Source organism: Psychrobacter vallis, assembly GCF_904846715.1.
GTDB classification, from domain to species: domain Bacteria; phylum Pseudomonadota; class Gammaproteobacteria; order Pseudomonadales; family Moraxellaceae; genus Psychrobacter; species Psychrobacter vallis.
Genome location: NZ_CAJHBU010000001.1, coordinates 148,134 through 166,922, shown reverse-complemented (window position 1 = coordinate 166,922; position 18,789 = coordinate 148,134). Strand labels below are relative to the sequence as shown.

Annotated in this window: 17 protein-coding genes; 7 read left to right on the top strand and 10 right to left on the bottom strand. The window is 42.9% G+C overall.

Annotated elements, in window-relative coordinates:
• Positions 1-32 precede the first annotated feature (32 nt).
• Positions 33-692 (top strand): pyridoxamine 5'-phosphate oxidase, encoded by a 660-nt coding sequence (pdxH, locus tag JMY02_RS00710; protein ID WP_201594425.1) that lies wholly within the window; start codon positions 33-35, stop codon positions 690-692.
• A 93-nt stretch (positions 693-785) separates the two neighbouring features.
• Here the strand turns inward: pdxH and JMY02_RS00705 are convergent, their stop codons facing one another.
• From JMY02_RS00705 to JMY02_RS00675, 7 genes are all read right to left on the bottom strand, one after another.
• On the bottom strand, positions 786-2,087 hold the full coding sequence (locus tag JMY02_RS00705; protein ID WP_201594183.1) for an HlyD family secretion protein: 1,302 nt from the start codon (positions 2,085-2,087) through the stop codon (positions 786-788).
• An 84-nt stretch (positions 2,088-2,171) separates the two neighbouring features.
• Positions 2,172-3,860, bottom strand: coding sequence for an MFS transporter (locus tag JMY02_RS00700; RefSeq protein ID WP_201594181.1), 1,689 nt, complete (start codon positions 3,858-3,860; stop codon positions 2,172-2,174).
• A gap of 356 nt (positions 3,861-4,216) precedes the next feature.
• Complete coding sequence (locus JMY02_RS00695) at positions 4,217-4,846, bottom strand: glutathione S-transferase family protein (RefSeq protein ID WP_201594179.1); 630 nt, start codon at positions 4,844-4,846, stop codon at positions 4,217-4,219.
• Between the two features lie 4 nt (positions 4,847-4,850).
• Entirely contained in the window at positions 4,851-5,528 is a 678-nt protein-coding gene (locus tag JMY02_RS00690; RefSeq protein WP_201594177.1) for a type 1 glutamine amidotransferase domain-containing protein, read from the bottom strand.
• A 225-nt stretch (positions 5,529-5,753) separates the two neighbouring features.
• Entirely contained in the window at positions 5,754-6,803 is a 1,050-nt protein-coding gene (locus JMY02_RS00685) for an NADP-dependent oxidoreductase (RefSeq protein ID WP_201594175.1), read from the bottom strand.
• Between the two features lie 146 nt (positions 6,804-6,949).
• Positions 6,950-8,161 (bottom strand): iron-containing alcohol dehydrogenase, encoded by a 1,212-nt coding sequence (locus JMY02_RS00680; RefSeq protein ID WP_201594173.1) that lies wholly within the window; start codon positions 8,159-8,161, stop codon positions 6,950-6,952.
• Between the two features lie 256 nt (positions 8,162-8,417).
• On the bottom strand, positions 8,418-9,026 hold the full coding sequence (locus tag JMY02_RS00675; protein ID WP_201594171.1) for a TetR/AcrR family transcriptional regulator: 609 nt from the start codon (positions 9,024-9,026) through the stop codon (positions 8,418-8,420).
• 339 nt (positions 9,027-9,365) lie between these two features.
• Here JMY02_RS00675 and JMY02_RS00670 point away from each other — a divergent pair, with 339 nt between their 5' ends.
• Positions 9,366-10,847 carry an aldehyde dehydrogenase family protein gene (locus tag JMY02_RS00670; protein WP_201594169.1) on the top strand — a complete coding sequence of 494 codons (1,482 nt, stop codon included), beginning with the start codon at positions 9,366-9,368 and terminating at the stop codon, positions 10,845-10,847.
• Between the two features lie 154 nt (positions 10,848-11,001).
• Here JMY02_RS00670 and JMY02_RS00665 read toward each other — a convergent pair whose 3' ends face one another.
• Positions 11,002-11,250 carry a hypothetical protein gene (locus JMY02_RS00665; protein WP_201594167.1) on the bottom strand — a complete coding sequence of 83 codons (249 nt, stop codon included), beginning with the start codon at positions 11,248-11,250 and terminating at the stop codon, positions 11,002-11,004.
• Between the two features lie 188 nt (positions 11,251-11,438).
• Between JMY02_RS00665 and JMY02_RS00660 the strand changes: the two genes are divergently transcribed.
• Genes JMY02_RS00660 through JMY02_RS00650 form a run of 3 tightly spaced genes read left to right on the top strand, consistent with a single transcriptional unit; the run spans position 11,439 to position 13,271 of the window.
• On the top strand, positions 11,439-12,794 hold the full coding sequence (locus JMY02_RS00660; RefSeq protein ID WP_201594165.1) for a DASH family cryptochrome: 1,356 nt from the start codon (positions 11,439-11,441) through the stop codon (positions 12,792-12,794).
• A 39-nt stretch (positions 12,795-12,833) separates the two neighbouring features.
• Entirely contained in the window at positions 12,834-13,001 is a 168-nt protein-coding gene (locus JMY02_RS00655; RefSeq protein ID WP_201594163.1) for a hypothetical protein, read from the top strand.
• A gap of 15 nt (positions 13,002-13,016) precedes the next feature.
• Positions 13,017-13,271, top strand: coding sequence for a DUF3429 family protein (locus JMY02_RS00650; protein WP_201594161.1), 255 nt, complete (start codon positions 13,017-13,019; stop codon positions 13,269-13,271).
• A 194-nt stretch (positions 13,272-13,465) separates the two neighbouring features.
• Here the strand turns inward: JMY02_RS00650 and JMY02_RS00645 are convergent, their stop codons facing one another.
• Positions 13,466-14,212: a hypothetical protein gene (locus JMY02_RS00645; RefSeq protein WP_201594159.1), complete on the bottom strand. Its 747-nt coding sequence runs from the start codon at positions 14,210-14,212 to the stop codon at positions 13,466-13,468.
• Positions 14,213-14,335: 123 nt separating this feature from the next.
• Positions 14,336-15,082 carry a hypothetical protein gene (locus tag JMY02_RS00640; protein WP_201594157.1) on the bottom strand — a complete coding sequence of 249 codons (747 nt, stop codon included), beginning with the start codon at positions 15,080-15,082 and terminating at the stop codon, positions 14,336-14,338.
• A 507-nt stretch (positions 15,083-15,589) separates the two neighbouring features.
• Between JMY02_RS00640 and JMY02_RS00635 the strand changes: the two genes are divergently transcribed.
• Both JMY02_RS00635 and JMY02_RS00630 read left to right on the top strand, forming a co-directional pair.
• A complete protein-coding gene (locus JMY02_RS00635; protein WP_265087936.1) occupies positions 15,590-16,735 on the top strand; it encodes an MFS transporter in 1,146 nt (381 codons plus the stop codon).
• A 165-nt stretch (positions 16,736-16,900) separates the two neighbouring features.
• The gene (locus JMY02_RS00630) at positions 16,901-18,571 is read left to right on the top strand and encodes a fatty acid--CoA ligase (protein ID WP_201594155.1); all 1,671 of its coding nucleotides are present in this window, start codon (positions 16,901-16,903) and stop codon (positions 18,569-18,571) included.
• Positions 18,572-18,789 lie beyond the last annotated feature (218 nt).

The window sequence follows — 18,789 nt, the reverse complement described above, 5'->3', positions numbered from 1 at the left end:
TATCAATATTAAAATAAGGAATTACGATGAGCATGGACTTTAGCGATCAGCGCCTCTCCTATGAAAAAGGCGAGCTTGACCAACAGTCAGTACCAGAGTCACCATTTGAGCTATTAAATGCTTGGATGAATGAAGCCATAGAGCAAAACGTGCAAGAACCATATGCGATGAGCTTGGCAACCTGCGGCGCAGATAATAAGCCCAGTGTGCGTATCGTCTTGCTGCGTGAAATGACGGATACCGGTATTGTTTTTTATACCAATTACGAAAGTGCGAAAGGACAAGACATTGTAGAAAATCCCAATGCTGAGGCACTGTTTTTTTGGCATGAGCTTGAGCGTCAAGTTCGTATTAGCGGTAGTATTGCTAAAATTGATGCTGATAAATCTGCCAGTTACTTCCAAAAACGTCCTCATGATAGCCAAGTAGGCGCTTGGGTCAGTCAACCACAAAGTGGTGAAGTGGATAATCGTGACGTAATGGAGCAAACGTTTGAGCAGCTCCAAGCAAAATATCCAGACAACACTACCGTGCCAACACCAGAGTTTTGGGGTGGGTATGAGCTTACGGTTGAAAAGATTGAATTTTGGCAAGGTCGTGCCAGTCGTATGCATGACCGCATTGTGTATACACAAGACAGCGGTAACAGTGAAAGTACGGCAAGTTGGACAACCAAACGTCTACTACCATAGCGTTTAGATTAATTTAAAAATCCATGTTGTTTGAACATGTATTAGAGCCACTCTAAATCCAATTATACGAGCATTTAGAGTGGCTTTTTTATGCTAATTTTTTATTGTGCCATCAGTGTCGATACCAGCTGAGACTGACATACCAGGACGGAGCCTCACAATCTCTGGCTGATTTGGGTCTAAGTCGATTCGTACGGGTATACGCTGCGCAACTTTTATATAGTTGCCTGTCGCAGGATTGGCTGCGCCTGCACTAAATTCACTACCCGTTGCTGGCGAAATATTACTGACATGGCCCGTAAATTCGGCGCCGCCAAGCGCATCTACACGAATAGTTGCCGCCTCACCAACGGCTATGTCGGTTATTTGCGTTTCTTTAAAGTTTGCAATGATCCAGATGCCTTTTGGTACGATGTACATAAGCTGAGTACCGGCGCTAACGTACTGACCTTCTTTGACGCTGACTTGGCTCAACTGACCAGATTCAGGTGCGGTGATGTGGGTGTTGTCGAGATTAATTTGGGCTTGTTTGACACCGGCTTGAGCATTTTTGATATTGGCGTCCAAAGAAGATCGATTGCCACTGGTTTTCTCACGATTTTGTTGAGCAGCTTGTAAATTTGCTTCTGCTTGTTGCACGCTCGCCTGTGCTTGAGCGAGTTGCGCTTTGATATGGGCAACTTCTGCTTTTGATACAGCGCCAATAGAATCTAACCCTTGGTAGCGGTTTACATCTTCACGAGCACTCTCTACATTGATCTTGGCACTGTATAAATCGGCCTTGCGTGCTTCTATTTGCGCTTGACTGGTCTGTGTATCTTGCGTGTTACTAGAGCGGTTGGTCACAGCCACTTCGATAGCAGCTTGTGCCTGCTCAAGCTGCTGCTGGAAAGTGCGATCGTCTATTTTTATCAGGAGGTCACCAGCTTTGACATTCGCAAAGTCTTGTACTGCCACTTCAGTGACGTAACCAGATACTTGCGGACTAATGATGGTGGTCTGACCTTTAACAAAGGCATTATTGGTTTGTTGTACCGACGGAGTAAAAGGAGGTAGCTTCCATGCATATAAAATCAAGGCCACGCCAACCACAATCATAAGAATCAAGAAACCTAAATTTAAATAGGATTTTTTCTTCGGTGACCAGCCCGTTGAGTCAGGAATAGGCTCTTTTGGTGGCATAGGCGTCTCGTCACTATCTATAGAGCTATCCACACGTGACCCCTCCAGATTGTCAACAGTCGCTTTTTGCTGTGGTGTATCAATGGTTTCTTGCACAGAGTTTGTAGTCGTCTCTACAGTATTGTTATCTGATTCTATACGTGTGTCTTTTATGGGAGCACCAGTTGACGTCTGAGGTGTTTGATCAAGCTCACTGGGTTTTTCTTGGCTCATGACGCGCTCCTGAATTTTGAATAAATATTTAAAAGTTTAACTTTTATTTAATTAGTTTGAACACGAGTAGTGAAATAAGCAGGATTACTTTGTTTCACGCATTTTGGCAATGACGGCGAGTTCTTTGGCAAGTGGGTTGCGTTTGTGGTAGCGATAGTAGAGGTAATTAATCAGCAATAAAATGGTGGTCACGGTCGCCAGCATCGCCATGAGAAAAAATAAGTCGTTATACGCTGCGACAGTCGCTTGTCGCTGGATACCTTGCAATACTTGACCGACGGCTGCCACATTTGCTTGTGCTGCATCTGTAGTTTGACTCGATAATATATTACGGTTGTTAGCAATTTGGGCGCTGAACGTAGGATCGCCTAAGTTGAGTGAGCTGACCATATCTGCATAATGGGTTTGGGTGCGAATGGTGGTAAAGGCCTGAATGCCAGCAGCACCTGCCAGCCCGCCAACCGTTTGTGAAATGCCAAAAATCACCGAAAAACTAATGATATAGGCAGGGCCACTGGCAATAGCACGTAAAAACCCTTCGAAAACCAGCGGTCCCATAAAGTATACAGCAGCAAAAGCAATTAAAAATTGACTGAAATAAAACATGTAAGGCGCGGAATTGATAGAGATACCCGTATCCATCCAAGCGCCTAATGCAATTAACGCCACTGCAAAAATAACAGGACGACGCAACTCCGTCGCAACGGTGCTAAAAACACTAATTACCAACGCCAAGACGCTGGCGGCTAGTATGACCGCATAAAAAGTAATCAGCTGCTCGTTGCCGTAGCCAAGGTTGGCAAGCAATCCTGCGGCGCCTACATTTTGCTCAGACAGCAAAATACGCATAACGGCACCAGTGACTGTAAAAGCAATAATATTCCGACTACGCATCCAGCGAACTTGTAGCATGGGGTTTTCGCGATGCGTTTCAATCCACAGCGCTATGCTAATATTGACGGCGGCAATAATGAGTGCGTAGATCAGCCAAGGCGTTGTCCACCACTGAATACGGCCCTGTACCAAAAATACCGCCAAGGCGGCAAGACCACTGGCAAAAAAAGCAAAGCTCAAAAAATCAAGTTTTTCAAAGACTTTTTCGGTTTTGCCGGGTGGTAGTTCTAATATATTAATGAGTCCAAAGCAAATCAGTGCCAATCCAAATTGAAATAAAAATAAGTTTTCAATCTGACCATCGATAGCAAGATAGGGCGAAATAATTCGTGATAATGGAATACCGAACTGCACCAAACCAAAACCTAAGATCAACCCACTAGTACGTTTAACGGTTGGCATACCTTGTAAGCAATAAAAAACGCCTAGGATGGTCATCCCACTAGCCACCATGCCACTTAACCCTCTAGCGATAATTTCTAGATCGTAAGAATCAATATTAATAGAGAGGTCGTTTAATAGATGGCTGCTGACCAACCACTGTAGACTCGTGGCAGCTAATAGAAAAAATAGCGTAATTTTACTAAAAAGTGACATGCCAAACTGCTGGCGAATTTTATATAATAGGACAGTGATACAAGCATTGGTCATATTATAACTGACCGATATCCAACCGCCTTCGACTGGCGTGAGTCCCATTTCGCCTTGGATTTGAGTCAAATTCGCAACCAATAGGCCGTTCTGAAAACTGGCGGTTATCCCAATAAAAATGCCGATGAGTAAATAGAACAGTTTACGGCGTGTAGGATGGTCAGGATTGGAGGGAGAGCCCACCATAATCGGTTGCTCGTGGGCTTTAAACTGGTATTCGTTACTCATGGACGTACCACAATCTGTATAAGAAAATACGATGACATAGAACAGATTCCAGACGGAAGATCGCGTCAGTGCAATTGACGGTCATGACATAAAAGCCATTCAATACACTGGTAGAACTAGAGAGACAACCTAAGAAATATGGCGAAGATTTTATCATAATCTTTATAGCGCTTTTGTCATTTGCACGACATTCATGGACTACTGTGCAATTTTATTGACCGCTAGTATTAAAAGTTCAATTATGTTATATGATATTTTATACGAGATGGTTATTAAGCTAAAGCACGCATAAAAAACAGCTCTATACAGAGCTGTTTTTGTCTATCAAGTATTAAGCGTGTGGTTAATACTTGATGCTAAAGGGTTTCGTCGTACTTTGCCTCTAGCTGCATGGCGCGCTTGTGGCTATCAAGTTCAGCCAGCGCTTCAGCATATTTTCTGATATTCGGATAAGCGTCGAGTTTTTGACGCTTGGCCAGAATGATCAAATCAAATGATAGCATAAAGTCAGCACCACTCAGCTTATCACCAACAATAAACGATTTACCTTCAACGGCCGCATCCAAATACTTAAACAATCTGGCTTTTTCAGTATCAATGTAACCATTCAAAAACTCATTGTCATTAACGCCTGCTTTTTTGCTAAATAGCTCCAGCATTAATGGCAACATAAGCGAGCTTTCTGCAAAGTCGTTCCACTGTAGATAATAGCCATAGTCTGAGCTGTCTGTCGCAGGACGCAAGCGCTCTGGTGCAAATCGTTCAATCAATAACTCAGTGATCGCACCTGACTCTGCATAGAGTTGACCATCTATTTCGATAACCGGAGACTTACCGAGTGGATGTACCGCCTTTAGAGACTCTGGTGCCAAATGAGTTTTGGCATCACGCTGATGACTGACAATTTCATAAGGGACATCTAGCTCTTCTAACAGCCACAAAATCCGTAATGAACGTGATTGATTGAGATGATGTAAGCGAATCATGATATTAACCTTTAAGCTTCGTTATCAGACGCTTAGCAGCCTCTTCTGATGATGCTGGGTTTTGTCCGGTGATTAACAAACCATCTTCAACGACAAACGATTCCCAATCAGCGGCTTTTTCATAATTGCCGCCATTGGCTTTTAATGCATCTTCTACTAAGAAAGGCACGACGTCGGTTAGGCCAACGGCTTCTTCTTCAGAGTTGGTAAAACCAGTGACTGTTTTGCCTTTCACTAAGTACTCGCCATCAACTTTCACATTTTTGAGGGCTGCAGGAGAGTGACAAACAAAGGCGACAGGCTTGTCTTGCTTGACGAAAGTCTCGATCAGGTTGATAGAATTCTCATCCACGGCCAAATCCCATAATGGACCATGACCACCAGGATAAAAGACTGAGTCAAAATCTTCAGCTTTCATATCAGCAAGTTTTTTAGTATTGGCCAAGTGCTCTTGGGCCTCTTTATCGTCTTTAAAACGCTTGGTATCTTTGGTTTGCGTGTCTTTAGTGTCGCTACCAGGATCTAGTGGTGGCTGACCGCCAGCAGGAGAGGCTAGGGTGACATTGACGCCCGCATCCAAAAACGCATAGTAAGGCGCGGCAAATTCTTCTAGCCAAAAGCCTGTTTTCTTACCAGTATCGCCTAAACGGTCATGTGAAGTTAGTACCATTAAAATATTCATAATTGTCCTTATTTATTGTTTATGTTTGCGTAAAGCAGATCGTTAACAGTCACGCTTCTTAAGTGGTACCGATATGATTTGCGTTATTGCTTTCAAACAACGAAGCCCTATTGGTACAAATGGTGACTGCTAATATTATTCCTGCTTCAAACATCATTTTCAGTAGTGATCTTAACGAGTTGTGTTGTTAAGTAGTTATTTACAACAGTCTCATGCTGTCATGAATTACTTAATATCAGCGACTTTGACCACTGTCTTACCAAAGTTATCGCCATTCAGCATATCTACAAAAGTACTTGGGGCATTATCCAGACCGTCAGCAATGTATTCTTTGGTTTTAACATCGCCTGACGCTACCCATTTGCTCATCGTTTTTAAGAACTCTGGGTAGTGATCGCCATACTCTTCAAAAATGATAAAGCCTTTAATGGTGAGGCGGCGGCTTAAGACCAGTCCTGTCAATACGCTCAAACGATCTTTGCCTTCAGGCAGTTCGGTGGCGTTGTATTGTGCGACCAGACCACAAACTGGGATACGCGCATGCGCATTCAATAGCGGCATTACGGCATCAAATACGTGACCGCCGACATTTTCGTAGTAAATATCGATACCATCTGGACATGCTGTTTTTAACTGCTCAGCAAAATCGTCAGCTTTATGATCGATACAGATATCAAAGCCCAGCTCATTAACCGCAAAGTCGCATTTTTCTTTGCCACCAGCGACACCAACCGTACGCACACCGTACTGATTACCAACTTGACCGACCGTGGCGCCAACTGGACCCGTGGCAGCCGCGACGACTAAGGTTTCGCCTTTTTGTGGTTTACCGATATCAGTTAGACCCATGTAACCAGTAAATCCTGGCATACCTAAGACGCCTAAACCATAAGAGGGATTTGCCATATCTTTATCAAGCTTTAGAACGCCTTCGCCATTACTGACGCTATAGTCCTGCCAGCCTGAGTTTGAGACGACCAAATCACCCACGGCAAATGTATCAATATTGGATTCAACCACTTGGGCAACGGTTCCACCTAACATGACATCGCCCACTTCTAATGGATCCGCGTAGCTTTTCGCATCGCTCATACGTCCACGCATGTAAGGATCTAATGATAGATAGACGGTGCGCAGTAGCATCTCATTGTCTTTTGGCGTTGGGATATCGCTAGTCACCATATCAAAGTTTTCAGCTTTCGGCTCACCTGTTGGGCGGCTGGCCAGTTTGATTTGACGGTTTGTATCTTGGCTTTGTTGTTTATCGAAGCTCATTTTAAGACTCCTTTAGAATTATTCATTGTAATTATTATAGTAACATTAATGGTAATAACGACTCAGCTCTGAGTCGTTATTACCGATTGAGTAGTCACAATAGATAGCATAACCCTATGTACTTATTGTGACTGTTACCGTTTTTATTATGAGGCTTTACTGGTCACTGCACGTTGTAGGATACGACGTGATACCTCTAAATCATTTTTGCCGTGCTCACCAAGTTTGACCATCTTATGGGCGTCAAGCTGCTTGACGATCGGGTCAATCGCTGATTCAGTTAAGTCAACGTCTTCTAAGCTGACTGGCAAACCAAGCTCGCGGAAGAAGTTTTCGGTATAGGTGATGGCAGTTTCAATGATGGCATCGTCATCTTGGTCAGTGTCAGTGATGTTCCAAACGTTACGAGCATACTGAAGCAGTTTTTCTTTTTTGCTTTCTTTAAGTTCACGCATCACTGATGGTAAAAGGATGGTAAGCGTGCGTGCATGATCAATAGCGTGTAAGGACGTAAGCTCATGACCGACCATATGAGTGGTCCAATCTTGTGGCACACCAGTACCGATCAGACCATTCAACGCCATGGTCGCCGTCCACATAATGTTCTTACGCGTTTCCATGTTTTTTGGATCTTGCTTGACCACTAAGCCTTCGTCAATAAGAATTTTAAGCAAGCTCTCAGCGAAAGCGTCTTGGACTTTAGCATTCACAGGATAAGTTAGATACTGTTCCATCACATGGACGAATGCATCAGCAACGCCATTCATTACCTGACGCTCAGGTAGAGTCAACGTTTTGACTGGGTCTAGAATTGAGAATTTAGGGAAAGCAAGTGGGTTACCAAATGGTAGTTTTGCTTGACGTTCACTATAGTTGATCACGCCGCCTGAATTCATCTCAGAACCAGTGGCTGGGATAGTCAATACAGCACCCAAATCAATGGCCGAGTCCATGTCTTTGCAATAGCCAGTGAGCGCATCCCACGCCTTATCACGTGAGACAGTGCCGTCTTCTTCGGTCAGTGAAGACACCAACGCGACAAATTTACTGCCATCAATGACAGAGCCGCCACCAACGGCTAGTAAAAAGTCAATGTTGTGCTCATTGACCATGTCCGCCGCTTTCAATAGGGTTGTGAATTCTGGATTGGCTTCGATACCGCCAAACTCAAATACCGTACGGTTACCGCTCGCTGATAACGCATCTTTAACTTCGTCTAACGTACCTGTACGCTGCGCTGAACCACCACCATAAGTGATAAGAACACGTGCATCAGTAGGGACGAGATCTGATAATTGTTCGATTTGGCCTTCACCAAAAACGATACGGACGGGGTTGTAATATTGAAAGTTATTCATAAAATTCCTAGTGTGATAAAAATATATCAGTCAAATATTTTGACGTTAAACAATGAATGGTCAGCAATGCGTGTTTGTGCATATACTCTAAGATTGATGCGCATTGTACATCAATTAGACCAGTCGTCTAGTAATGTTTACAAAACTCTCATGAAACAGGATAACCACCCATCATAATTCTAAACGTTATTATTAGACTAGTGATTAGGTACAAAAAAAGCCACCTTTGATTAGAGCGTCAAAGGTGGCTACGCTATTAACGACCCATTTGAGTGGTGGTCATGTGCCAAATTTCTGCCAAAGGTGTGTTTGTTTGACTGATCTTGGCAATCAGACTTGCTCCCAGCCACGCAAAATACCAGCGCTTGGCCATACTTTCAGCTGAAATGTTATCTTGGCGTGGTACGGACCCATCTAGCCAGCCAGCTTTGATCTGGTCAGCGAGCCACATGGTCGTTTGTTGATACCCAGTATCGAGCGCTTTACGCATGGTTTCTGACATATCGGCCACCTCTGCACTGAGTTTGACCACTAAGCATTTGCCATCGTCACAGCCGTTTTGTTGAGTATCATACCAGTTTTGAAAGTAGTTATATAATTTTTGCTGTGCGCTGACGTCTTGTGCGTCTATGATATTTAAACGAGTTTTATATAAGCTAAAGTAATGATTGATGATGGCTTCACCAAAGGCTTCTTTAGAAGCAAAGTAATGATAAAAAGAACCCTTAGGTACACCTGCTGTGTCCAAAATCTGTTTTAGACCAACAGCGGTAAAGCCTTTTTTGGCTATCAATTGGTAGCCGGTAGCAAGTAAGTGAGCCTTGGTGTCTAGTGAAGTGGTGGTAGCCTCTTTAGTGTTAGACATAAGTAGGAGTGCCTCCTTTAATAATAGTACATATAGAGTAATTGGCTGTCATTTGTATATCATATTGATGGTATATTTTAGTGGCATATATGCCTATATATTACATTTCATCAACAATGTTTACAGACAAAATAGACTCGTTTTATTGACAGCTATGATAGCATTAGACCAGTCGTCTATCAAGACAGGTTTTGTTTATATCAGTTATCCTATGGTTTTTTAGGTGATGATTTAATAATAGTTCAAACCTATTACTGGTAAGATCGCTTTAATTTAATCGATTCAATCAATTTATTGAAAATCAATCTGCCACATAACAAAGTAAAAATAAGGACAACCATGTCAAGTAACGATAACAATAGTGCCTACAGTGATTTTCATTTGCAGTTCATCGCAGGTGAATGGCAAAAAGGCAAAGATGATAGCATTAATACCAATACTAATCCCTATAATGGCGATACGCTTGTAGAAATTCAGCAAGCGACTAAAGATCAACTCAATGAAGCATACGATGCCGCCGACCAAGCTCAAGCCGAATGGGCGAAGCAGACACCTGCAACTCGTGCTGCTGTGCTATATAAGGCTGTTCATATATTGGAGCAGCGCCAAGACGAAATCGTCGATTGGCTGATTAAAGAGTCGGGCAGTACGCGTATTAAGGCCATGGTCGAATTTAGTGCGACGCGTGCGATCACTCTTGAGGCAGCGACTTTCCCTAACCGTGTACATGGTGAGATTCGCCCATCGAACACTCCTGGTAAAGAAAACTTCATCTACCGTGAGCCTATTGGCATCGTCGCTGTTATTAGCCCATGGAATTTTCCACTACATCTGACACAGCGCTCTATCGCACCAGCTTTAGCGCTTGGTAATGCTGTTGTGTTAAAGCCTGCTAGCGATACGCCGGTGACTGGTGGTTTACTGCTTGCAAAAGTGTTTGAAGAAGCAGGTCTGCCAAAGGGTCTGTTAAATGTGGTTGTCGGCTCAGGTAGCGAGATAGGCGATGCCATCGTCGAGCACAAAGCCCCAAGCCTAATATCGTTCACAGGCTCAACCTCAGTAGGCAAGCACATTGGTGAGCTGGCCAATGGCGGTGAGTATATCAAGCAAGTAGCACTTGAGCTGGGTGGTAATAGTCCGTTTGTGGTATTGAAAGATGCTGATATTGAACAAGCAGTAAAAGCCGCTGCTTTTGGTAAGTTTTTACACCAAGGTCAAATCTGTATCGCCATTAACAGAGTGATCGTCGAAGATGACATATATGACGAGTTTGTAGAGCGCTTCTTGGCACATGTCAAAACATTGAACGTGGGAGATCCTAGCAAACAGGACACTGCTGTTGGCCCTATCATCAATGAAAAACAAGTCAAATCGCTCAAAGAAAAAATTGCTAAAGCACAGGAAGAAGGCGCAAAGATGATACTAAGTGGCGAGATTGACGGCCAAGTAGTACCACCGCATATCTTTACTGAAGTAACTCGCGAAATGGATCTATCACGCAATGAAGTGTTTGGACCGTTGGTCGGTATTATCCGTGCCAAAGATGAAGACGATGCATTGTCGATAGCCAATGATTCTATGTATGGCTTGTCTAGCGCTGTATTTACCGCTGATATGCAAAAAGGTCTGCGCTTCGCTCGCGGTATCAGAGCAGGCATGACGCACATCAACGATATCTCAGTGAATGATGAAAGCAATACACCATTTGGTGGTGAGAAAAACTCAGGTATTGGACGCTTCAATGGCGAGTGGGTACTTGAAGAATTTACCAGAACGCATTGGATCTCAATGCAAAACGAGCCTCGTGACTATCCTTTCTAATAGTGTTCACCGCTCTAAGCGTATTAACCGTTCTAAAAGTATTACCTTAGAGTGATATATACAAAAAAAGACTGCCTTTATGGCGGTCTTTTTTTTATGCGAGATTTTTGATTTTCATTGATAGTATTTTATCTGATCGTCATTTAATAACTACTCATCTGGCATGAAAACCCAGCAATCCTTCGATTTCTTCGATGCTCATACGTCTAACCAGCGCTTGCTCTTCTACGGACAAGCGATTGGTATGTTCTTTTATCATGGTATGGATGCTTCGAGATATCTCACCAGTCGTAGCATAATACATTTGCGGCTGCTCCTTCGTCAGTCTCATCAAAAACTTATTAATGAGCTTACGCTTTTCGTCTGACTTGTTCTCTTCAGTCGTAGTATTATTTTGGGTCATGGTATTCTCCTAGAGGTAAGCCATTTAAGCAGTCAAGCTCCTGAGAGTCAATGCTTATGAAAGGTTTTTAAGATTGAGCGCCGTGGTCGAATACCAAACCTATCATTAAAAGAATATAGTATTTTAAAGCATTGAAAAGTAAGAGTAGTGGTTCAACAATAGCATCTAAATAGTAAGAGGTTTGCGAGATGTCAAATCAGCCATCAAATAAAAAAGTGACGTTGGTTTTATTTCATAACGATTTGCGAGTAGCGGACAACGCGACTTTGTTAAAGGCGGCAGCGCTATCCAGCAATGGACGGTTATTGCTCGTTTATGCCTCATCGTTGACTGACAGACTAAAAAATAAAGACAGTCATACTTATCATTATGACAGCCTGAGTCATGCCCGTAAGCAGTTTTTGTTCGAGAGTTTGGCTGACTTAAATGCATCACTAATGCAGCTTGGAAACCGGCTATTGTATTTGCCCAATAGCTCTGCAACATCAGATTCGTTCACCCAGCTGAGTGAGCTTATCGAGCAGCAATACGTCACAGATATTTGTGTCAGTAAAACGGCAGATTATAATCAAAACCAAGTATACGAGCTTTTACAGAAGCAGTATCCGCAAATAAGCTGGCATGTACAGACAACGGCGACTTTATTTGATGAGTTACCGTTAGAGCATCTACCTAAAAGTTTTACGCAGTTTCGCAAAAAAATTGAATCTAATCATGATTTATTGCATGCAGAAAAAGACAGTGTCATTTGCTTAACACCGAAATCACTCTCGCCATTGCCTGAAAGCATGTTTAATAGAGAAGGATACTTTTTTAAAATAGATAGGTCTGATACACAAGTGCTTAATGAGCACATACAACAACAGCCCAATTTTAAAGGGGGTGAGTCAAGTGGCCTAAAGCACTTAAAGGGTTATTTTGACTCCGATGCGCCGAGTACTTACAAAACCACGCGGAATGTGCTTGATGACTGGACCCACTCTACGAAATTTTCCGCTTGGCTGGCCAATGGTTCGCTGTCTGTGAACATGGTATTGAATCGTCTGCGCCGTTATGAGCGCGATATCATGGCAAATGATTCTACTTACTGGATATGGTTCGAGCTGCTCTGGCGTGAGTATTTTTATTGGTATGCCGCTGCTCATCAGCAAAAGCTATTTTGGCTTAAAGGCATTGCGCAGCACTCACCATCGACCCAGTTTAATCAAAAGCGTTTAGCGCAGTGGAAACATGGACAAACACCATATTCTATCGTTAACGCCTGTATGCATCAGCTAAAAAGTACAGGATACATGTCGAATCGTGGCAGACAATTGGTCGCTAGCTGCTTGGTTCATGAGCTGGGTCTTGATTGGCGTTACGGTGCGACTTACTTTGAGCAGCATCTTATCGATTATGATGTCGCCAGCAATTGGGGTAATTGGCAGTATTTAGCAGGGGTTGGCGCTGATCCGAGAGGGTGCAGGCAATTTAATCTCAACAAACAAACTGAGCAATACGATCCAAATGGCGAGTTTATCCGTAAATGGCAAGGTGAGGTATAGTCAAGTCACTATAAACTACATACAAGATAGGTATAAAAAATGAAAAAACCCAGTCCTTATTTAACCTTTGCTGGCGCTATTCCTTTCGTCATCTGTGCTTTTTTGATGACTGTGGGTGTTACAGCGATACCGGTTTTGGGGAAAACCGAGTATGTTCTATCTATTTATGGTTTGGTGATTGCCTCATTCATGGCAGGCGCGCATTAGGGTAATCATCTTAGCTTGGCTGATGACAATGCATGGGCATTCAAGCTTCCTGTGCTGAGTAATATTATTGCACTTGGCTTGTGGCTCGGATTTTTGGTCTTATCAAACGCGGAGTTTATTTGGCTACTTATCCTTGGTTTTGTGAGTTTGTTAATGATTGATTATGGTCTTCATCAAGCGCAGATTATCAGTCATGAGTATTTTAAAGTCAGAAAATATGTCACTTTGATTGTGGTTTTTGCATTAATGGTTGCAGTGGCTCAGTTATAAGTGGTGACAATGTTCAATAAAGAATGTCGAAAGGTGCTTACTAAGAAGTACTGGCTAAGAAATGCTGACTACACAATACACAAAAATATGAGTAGCGATATCGAATTTGTTTATGGCGTGTCCTAATTTTAAAAATAGGGCAACCATTTTGGCAGCCCTTTTTGTATTTTTACAGCTTTAAAATAGGTAGTCTGTTAAGCATTTTCTAACTTTGGACGGGCTTTATCAATTGCCTTCAACAATGCTTTTTCGAACTCACCCTCTTTGAAATTAACCAGATATGAGTGCGCCGCACAGAAGTTACGAACGTCACGCCATTCGTGTGCCAGATTGGTCGCCCAATCGCAATACTGCTTGCCAGCATCGGGTTTATCTTTTAGCGCTTTTTTAGTTGTGGGATGCAGTATCAGTTCTGGTAATACCGCTTCTAACAATTTCATCGGTGGACTCATAAAAGTGTCATCCACATGCAAGCTTTTGCTTGCAGGATGATAGGCCAATAAAGAACCAGCGTGAATCATCTCATTTGGCGAAATATAGTAGATACCTTCTGAGATGGAAAACTGAAGCTCAGAGTAGCGCTCAGCCACAGCATCGCTTTCAACCAAATCATCTGCCCATATCACTTCTGGTACTTGTTTCGGATGTCGGCTGCTGCCATAGAACGTTGCTTTCGGAAAGTCTTTGGCCATTTGTGCACAATGTACGGTATGAAAGGGATGGACGTTTAATACAGCTTCAACATCGCGGCCATCATTGGTCAGCGCCATTACCTCATCGCGTACCTCACCTGTTAAGGCGTAACTGTCTAAAAAAATAAAACGCCCTGATTCGAGCTTAATGAGTGAGCATTGGGTGCCAATATTTAAGACACCGCCAATGCGAAATGATCCGCGTATGTTCCAAAATCCTGCTCCTAAATCATGTATTTTATCTGACATTTATGGTTCTCCTTATTTGATTTTTGAAAAATGATTGATAGAGAGTCACTCAAACTGTGAGTAAGTTTTAAAAAAATGGATGCTACTAGATGCTGGTCTTACGTAAACCATTGTCGCAGTAGCTTATGACGACTGAAGCTCAGAACGAGCATTCTCAATGGCAGACAGTAGTGCTGCCTCAAATGAGCTTTCACCAAATTCAACCAATCCTGAGTGTGCGCCGCAAAAATATCGAGTATCACGCCACTTGTGTGCCAGCTCCGTTGCCCAATCGCAATACTGCTTACCAGCGTTCGGCTCATCTCTAAGTGCTTGTTTGGTGGTGGGATGCAAACCCAAATTGGGCTGTACCGCATTGAATAGCTTAGAAGGAGGAATCTCAAAAGTATCGTCAACATAAATACTTTGGCTAGCTGCATGATAAACCAATAAAGAGCTGGCATGGACGGCGTCATTGGGCGAGATGTAGTAAATACCCTTAGGAAGCGAAAAATCAAGCTCAGCATAGCGCTCTGTGACAGCGTCGCTTTCGACCAAATCATCTGCCCAGCTCACGCTTGGTATTTGCTTATGATGGCGACTACTACCATAAAAGGTCGCTTGCGGAAAATCCTGCGCCATTTGAGCACAGTGAATGGTATGAAAAGGATGCACGTTTAATACCGCTTCGACATCGTGACCATCATTGGTCAAATACATGACTTTCTGATGAATATCGCCTGTCAACGTATAACTGTCTAAGAAAATAAATCGTCCTGAAGCCAGCTTTATCAGAGCAGATTGAACCCCTATATCGAGTATGCCATTTTTAATAAATGAACCTCTTATACTCCAAAATCCGTGGCCTAAATCATAAATCTCATCGTTCATTATTATTGTTCCTTAAGGCTGATTTTCTCAGAACTTTCTATTTGTTAATATAAATTATTAATAAATAATGTCTTAATATAACAACTTACAAGTATGGTTTTTTGAGCGCGCAAAGTCTGTAATAAAAAAGATAGAAGCACTGTAGATGTGTAAAAATGCAAAAGAGTTGTTAGGTAAATGTAGTAGAACGCGCTTAATATCCAACACGGCCTTATACTAAATGAATAAAAAATCGAGCAATACTCTGAAACTTGAATCTGTTATTCGATATGATGAGGTAACGCATAGACTGCTTGATCATGAATACTTAATCCTATTGTGATTAACAGTCCAGATGTCTCGTTTTATTTCTATCACCTACGCCTATAGCTTTTGCTAAATGGCTCCAATATAGTCAGTATTATTTTGAATGATCATATAAATAAAAAGAGCCAAGCTCCTCACACAGACACGCCATCGGTTTCTGCGTATCATCCGTCAGTTGATTCACCCTCATGGATATTGAAAATTACGATTGGTTTAATTGGGATGTTTGCTTTTTTGCAAGTGTACTCTATCCAAGCCGTGCTACCTGTAATGATGGCAGATTTTTCTGCTACTGAGGTACAAGTCGGTATGGTTGTTGGGGCGACAGTGATGGCGATTGCCATCATGTCACCGTTCTTAGGGATGCTATCTGATGCGTTGGGGCGCAAGTCCTTTATCGTTGGCGCGTTATTATTCTTAGCAATACCTACCGCATTGATTGCCCAAAGTCCTAGCATTGGTTGGTTGGGATTTTTCCGGTTTATGCAAGGCTTATCTGTTCCTGGTATCACGGTTGTGACCATCGCTTATATTGGTGAGGAATTTAAAGGAAGAGCACTCACTGAGCTGATGTCATTTTATGTCTCAGGCAATGTGCTTGGTGGCTTTTTGGGACGTTTTTTACTTGGCCATTTACATGAGCTTATCGGTTGGCGGCTTGGCTATTATTTAATGGCAATGCTGACACTTGTGGGTGCGTTATGGGCATGGAAAATGCTACCGACGTCGCGCTGTTTTGAAGCCAATCCGAATGTGGGATCAGCGGTACAGACATTGGGTGAGCATTTGACCAATCGCTATGTCGTGACAGCGTGCTTGCTTGGCGCCTGTGTTTTATTCTCGCTAGTCGGTTGTTTCACCTTTATCAATTTGCATCTTGCTAAATCGCCCTACAATTTGAGTACAGGTGCGCTTGCCAACATTTTTGCCGTTTATCTGATTGGCGTGATTATTACACCATTATCGACCACGTTGTTGCGCCGATTTGGATCGGCGCGGACGGTTCGAGTTGCAGTGATGGTGTCAATGTTTGGCGTGTTATTGACCTTGGTGACGCCATTATGGGGCGTTATTATTGGACTGGCGATTATGTCGTCGGGTGTCTTTATCACCCAAGCCGCGACCATCAGTTATATCGCTGTCAATGTGAATAAAGGCCGCTCATTGGCTTCTGGTTTGTACTACATGGGCTACTATGCTGGTGGTACGCTAGGGGCGTGGCTGTGCGGCATGGCTTATGCGCGTGGGCAGTGGTCGCTCACCGTATGGTTGCTATTGTTTGTTCAAGTATTGGCATTGCTCGTTGCCAGTTTTGGCATGATTAAAACGAAATCACGTACCGCTTAATCTGCTTTTTGCAAAGAGTTTAAGAAACCATGGAGCCTACGATACTTATGTAAGGCCGCTTTACATAGCATCGGTTTTTTCTTACTATCAGTGAAAGAGAATGCCTTTTACGCTATTATTTATTTATAATTTACTTGCATACCTGACAACAAGGAAGTCACATTTATGTCAAATATCTATCAAAGCGCGCCTTCTGCTTATGATTATCCATTATTGGTAAAGCAGCTACTAAACCGAGCCAAGGCGGTATCGCAAGATCAAGAAATTGTTTATGCGGATAAAAAGCGCTTTACGTATAAAGATTTGTTTAACCGTATTAATCGCTTAGCCAATGTCTTAGCTGACCTGAATCTTGACGCAGGTGACGTGGTCGCAGTGATGGATTGGGACAGTCATCGTTATCTTGAATCTTACTTTGCCATACCGATGTCAGAATACATCCTGCAAACCGTGAATATTCGTTTGTCACCAGAAAAAATCCTTTATACCATCAATCATGCGAAGCCAAAAGTGCTATTACTCAACTCTGAGTTTGCGCCATTGGTCAAAAACTATCAGTTCGAAAATTCTAGCATCGAGCATATTATTTGGCTAGATGATAATGGGGTGACGTTTGAAGGCGTGTTTGGTGGCAATCAAAACCGTGTCATTGGTGAATATGAAGCATTGCTAAAAGCCGCTGATAGCGAGTTTAACTTTCCAGATTTTGATGAAAATACCATTGCCACTACCTTTTATACCTCAGGCACGACAGGTGATCCAAAGGGCGTGTTCTTTAGTCATCGCCAATTGGTATTGCACAGCTTAGCAGAAGCTGCCACGCTCGGTATGTTGCCCAATAAGCAAGGCGTCAGTTATGGTGATGTGTATATGCCAATGACCCCGATGTTCCATGTACATGCGTGGGGTTTTCCATTTACAGCCACTATGGTAGGTCTAAAGCAGGTCTATCCGGGACGCTATGCGCCTGATGCCTTAATGGATTTGATTATCAATGAAAAAGTGAGTATCACTCATTGTGTGCCTACGATCTTACAGATGGTACTCAAAGAAGCACAAGATCGTGACGCCAGTTTTAATGGTCTAAAAATGATCATCGGGGGTTCACGATTGACAGAAGGTTTGGCAAAAACGGCAATGGCACAAGGTATCGAGGTTTATACAGGCTACGGTATGTCAGAGACCGCGCCGCTTATTAGCTTGACAGAATTCAGTCTAAATGAACCCGAGATGACAGAGGATGAAGACATTGCTCGTCGTTGTATGACTGGCAAGCCTGTACTAATGGTAGATGCGCAGGTATGGGGCGAAAATAATCAATCAGTGGGCAAGGGTAAAGATCATACTGGTGAGCTGGTTCTACGTGCCCCTTGGTTGACCCAAAGCTACTTAAAGAATGATGATGCAGGCAAAGAGCTGTGGGAAAATGGCTACATGCATACTCAAGACATCGCCTATATACGCCCTGACGGTTATATTAGAATTACGGATCGCTTAAAGGATGTGATCAAATCAGGCGGCGAATGGATTTCATCGCTTGAGATTGAGACGATTTTATCGCTGCATCCATCAGTGGCTGACGTGTCAGTGATTGGGGTTCGTGATAAACAGTGGGGCGAACGTCCATTGGCACTAATCGTCCTCAAGCCGGCTTGCCAAGACACCAATATTGAGGATATCAAAGCCATTGCCGAAAAAGCAGTCGAGCGTGGCATCATTCCTGAGTATGCCGTACCAAGTCAGTTTAAGTTTGTTGATGAGTTACCAAAAACGTCGGTAGGCAAGCATGACAAAAAAGTCATGCGTGAGATGTATACCAATCAAACAGAAGTGTAGTTGCGTCAGATTGCCAACTAACAAAATGCTAGATCAGTCGAAATGAGTGGCTAATCACCTGCTTAGTAGTTGACCTTTATCGTGCGCTCTGCTACATTTTAAACCGATACATTATGTATCGGTTTTTTTAGTTCTGGCAGGGATAGCCAATCTTGGACTATATTGTTATCTGATACAATCGTATCGCATCACCATCGTTTACGCTAAGGACAGCCACT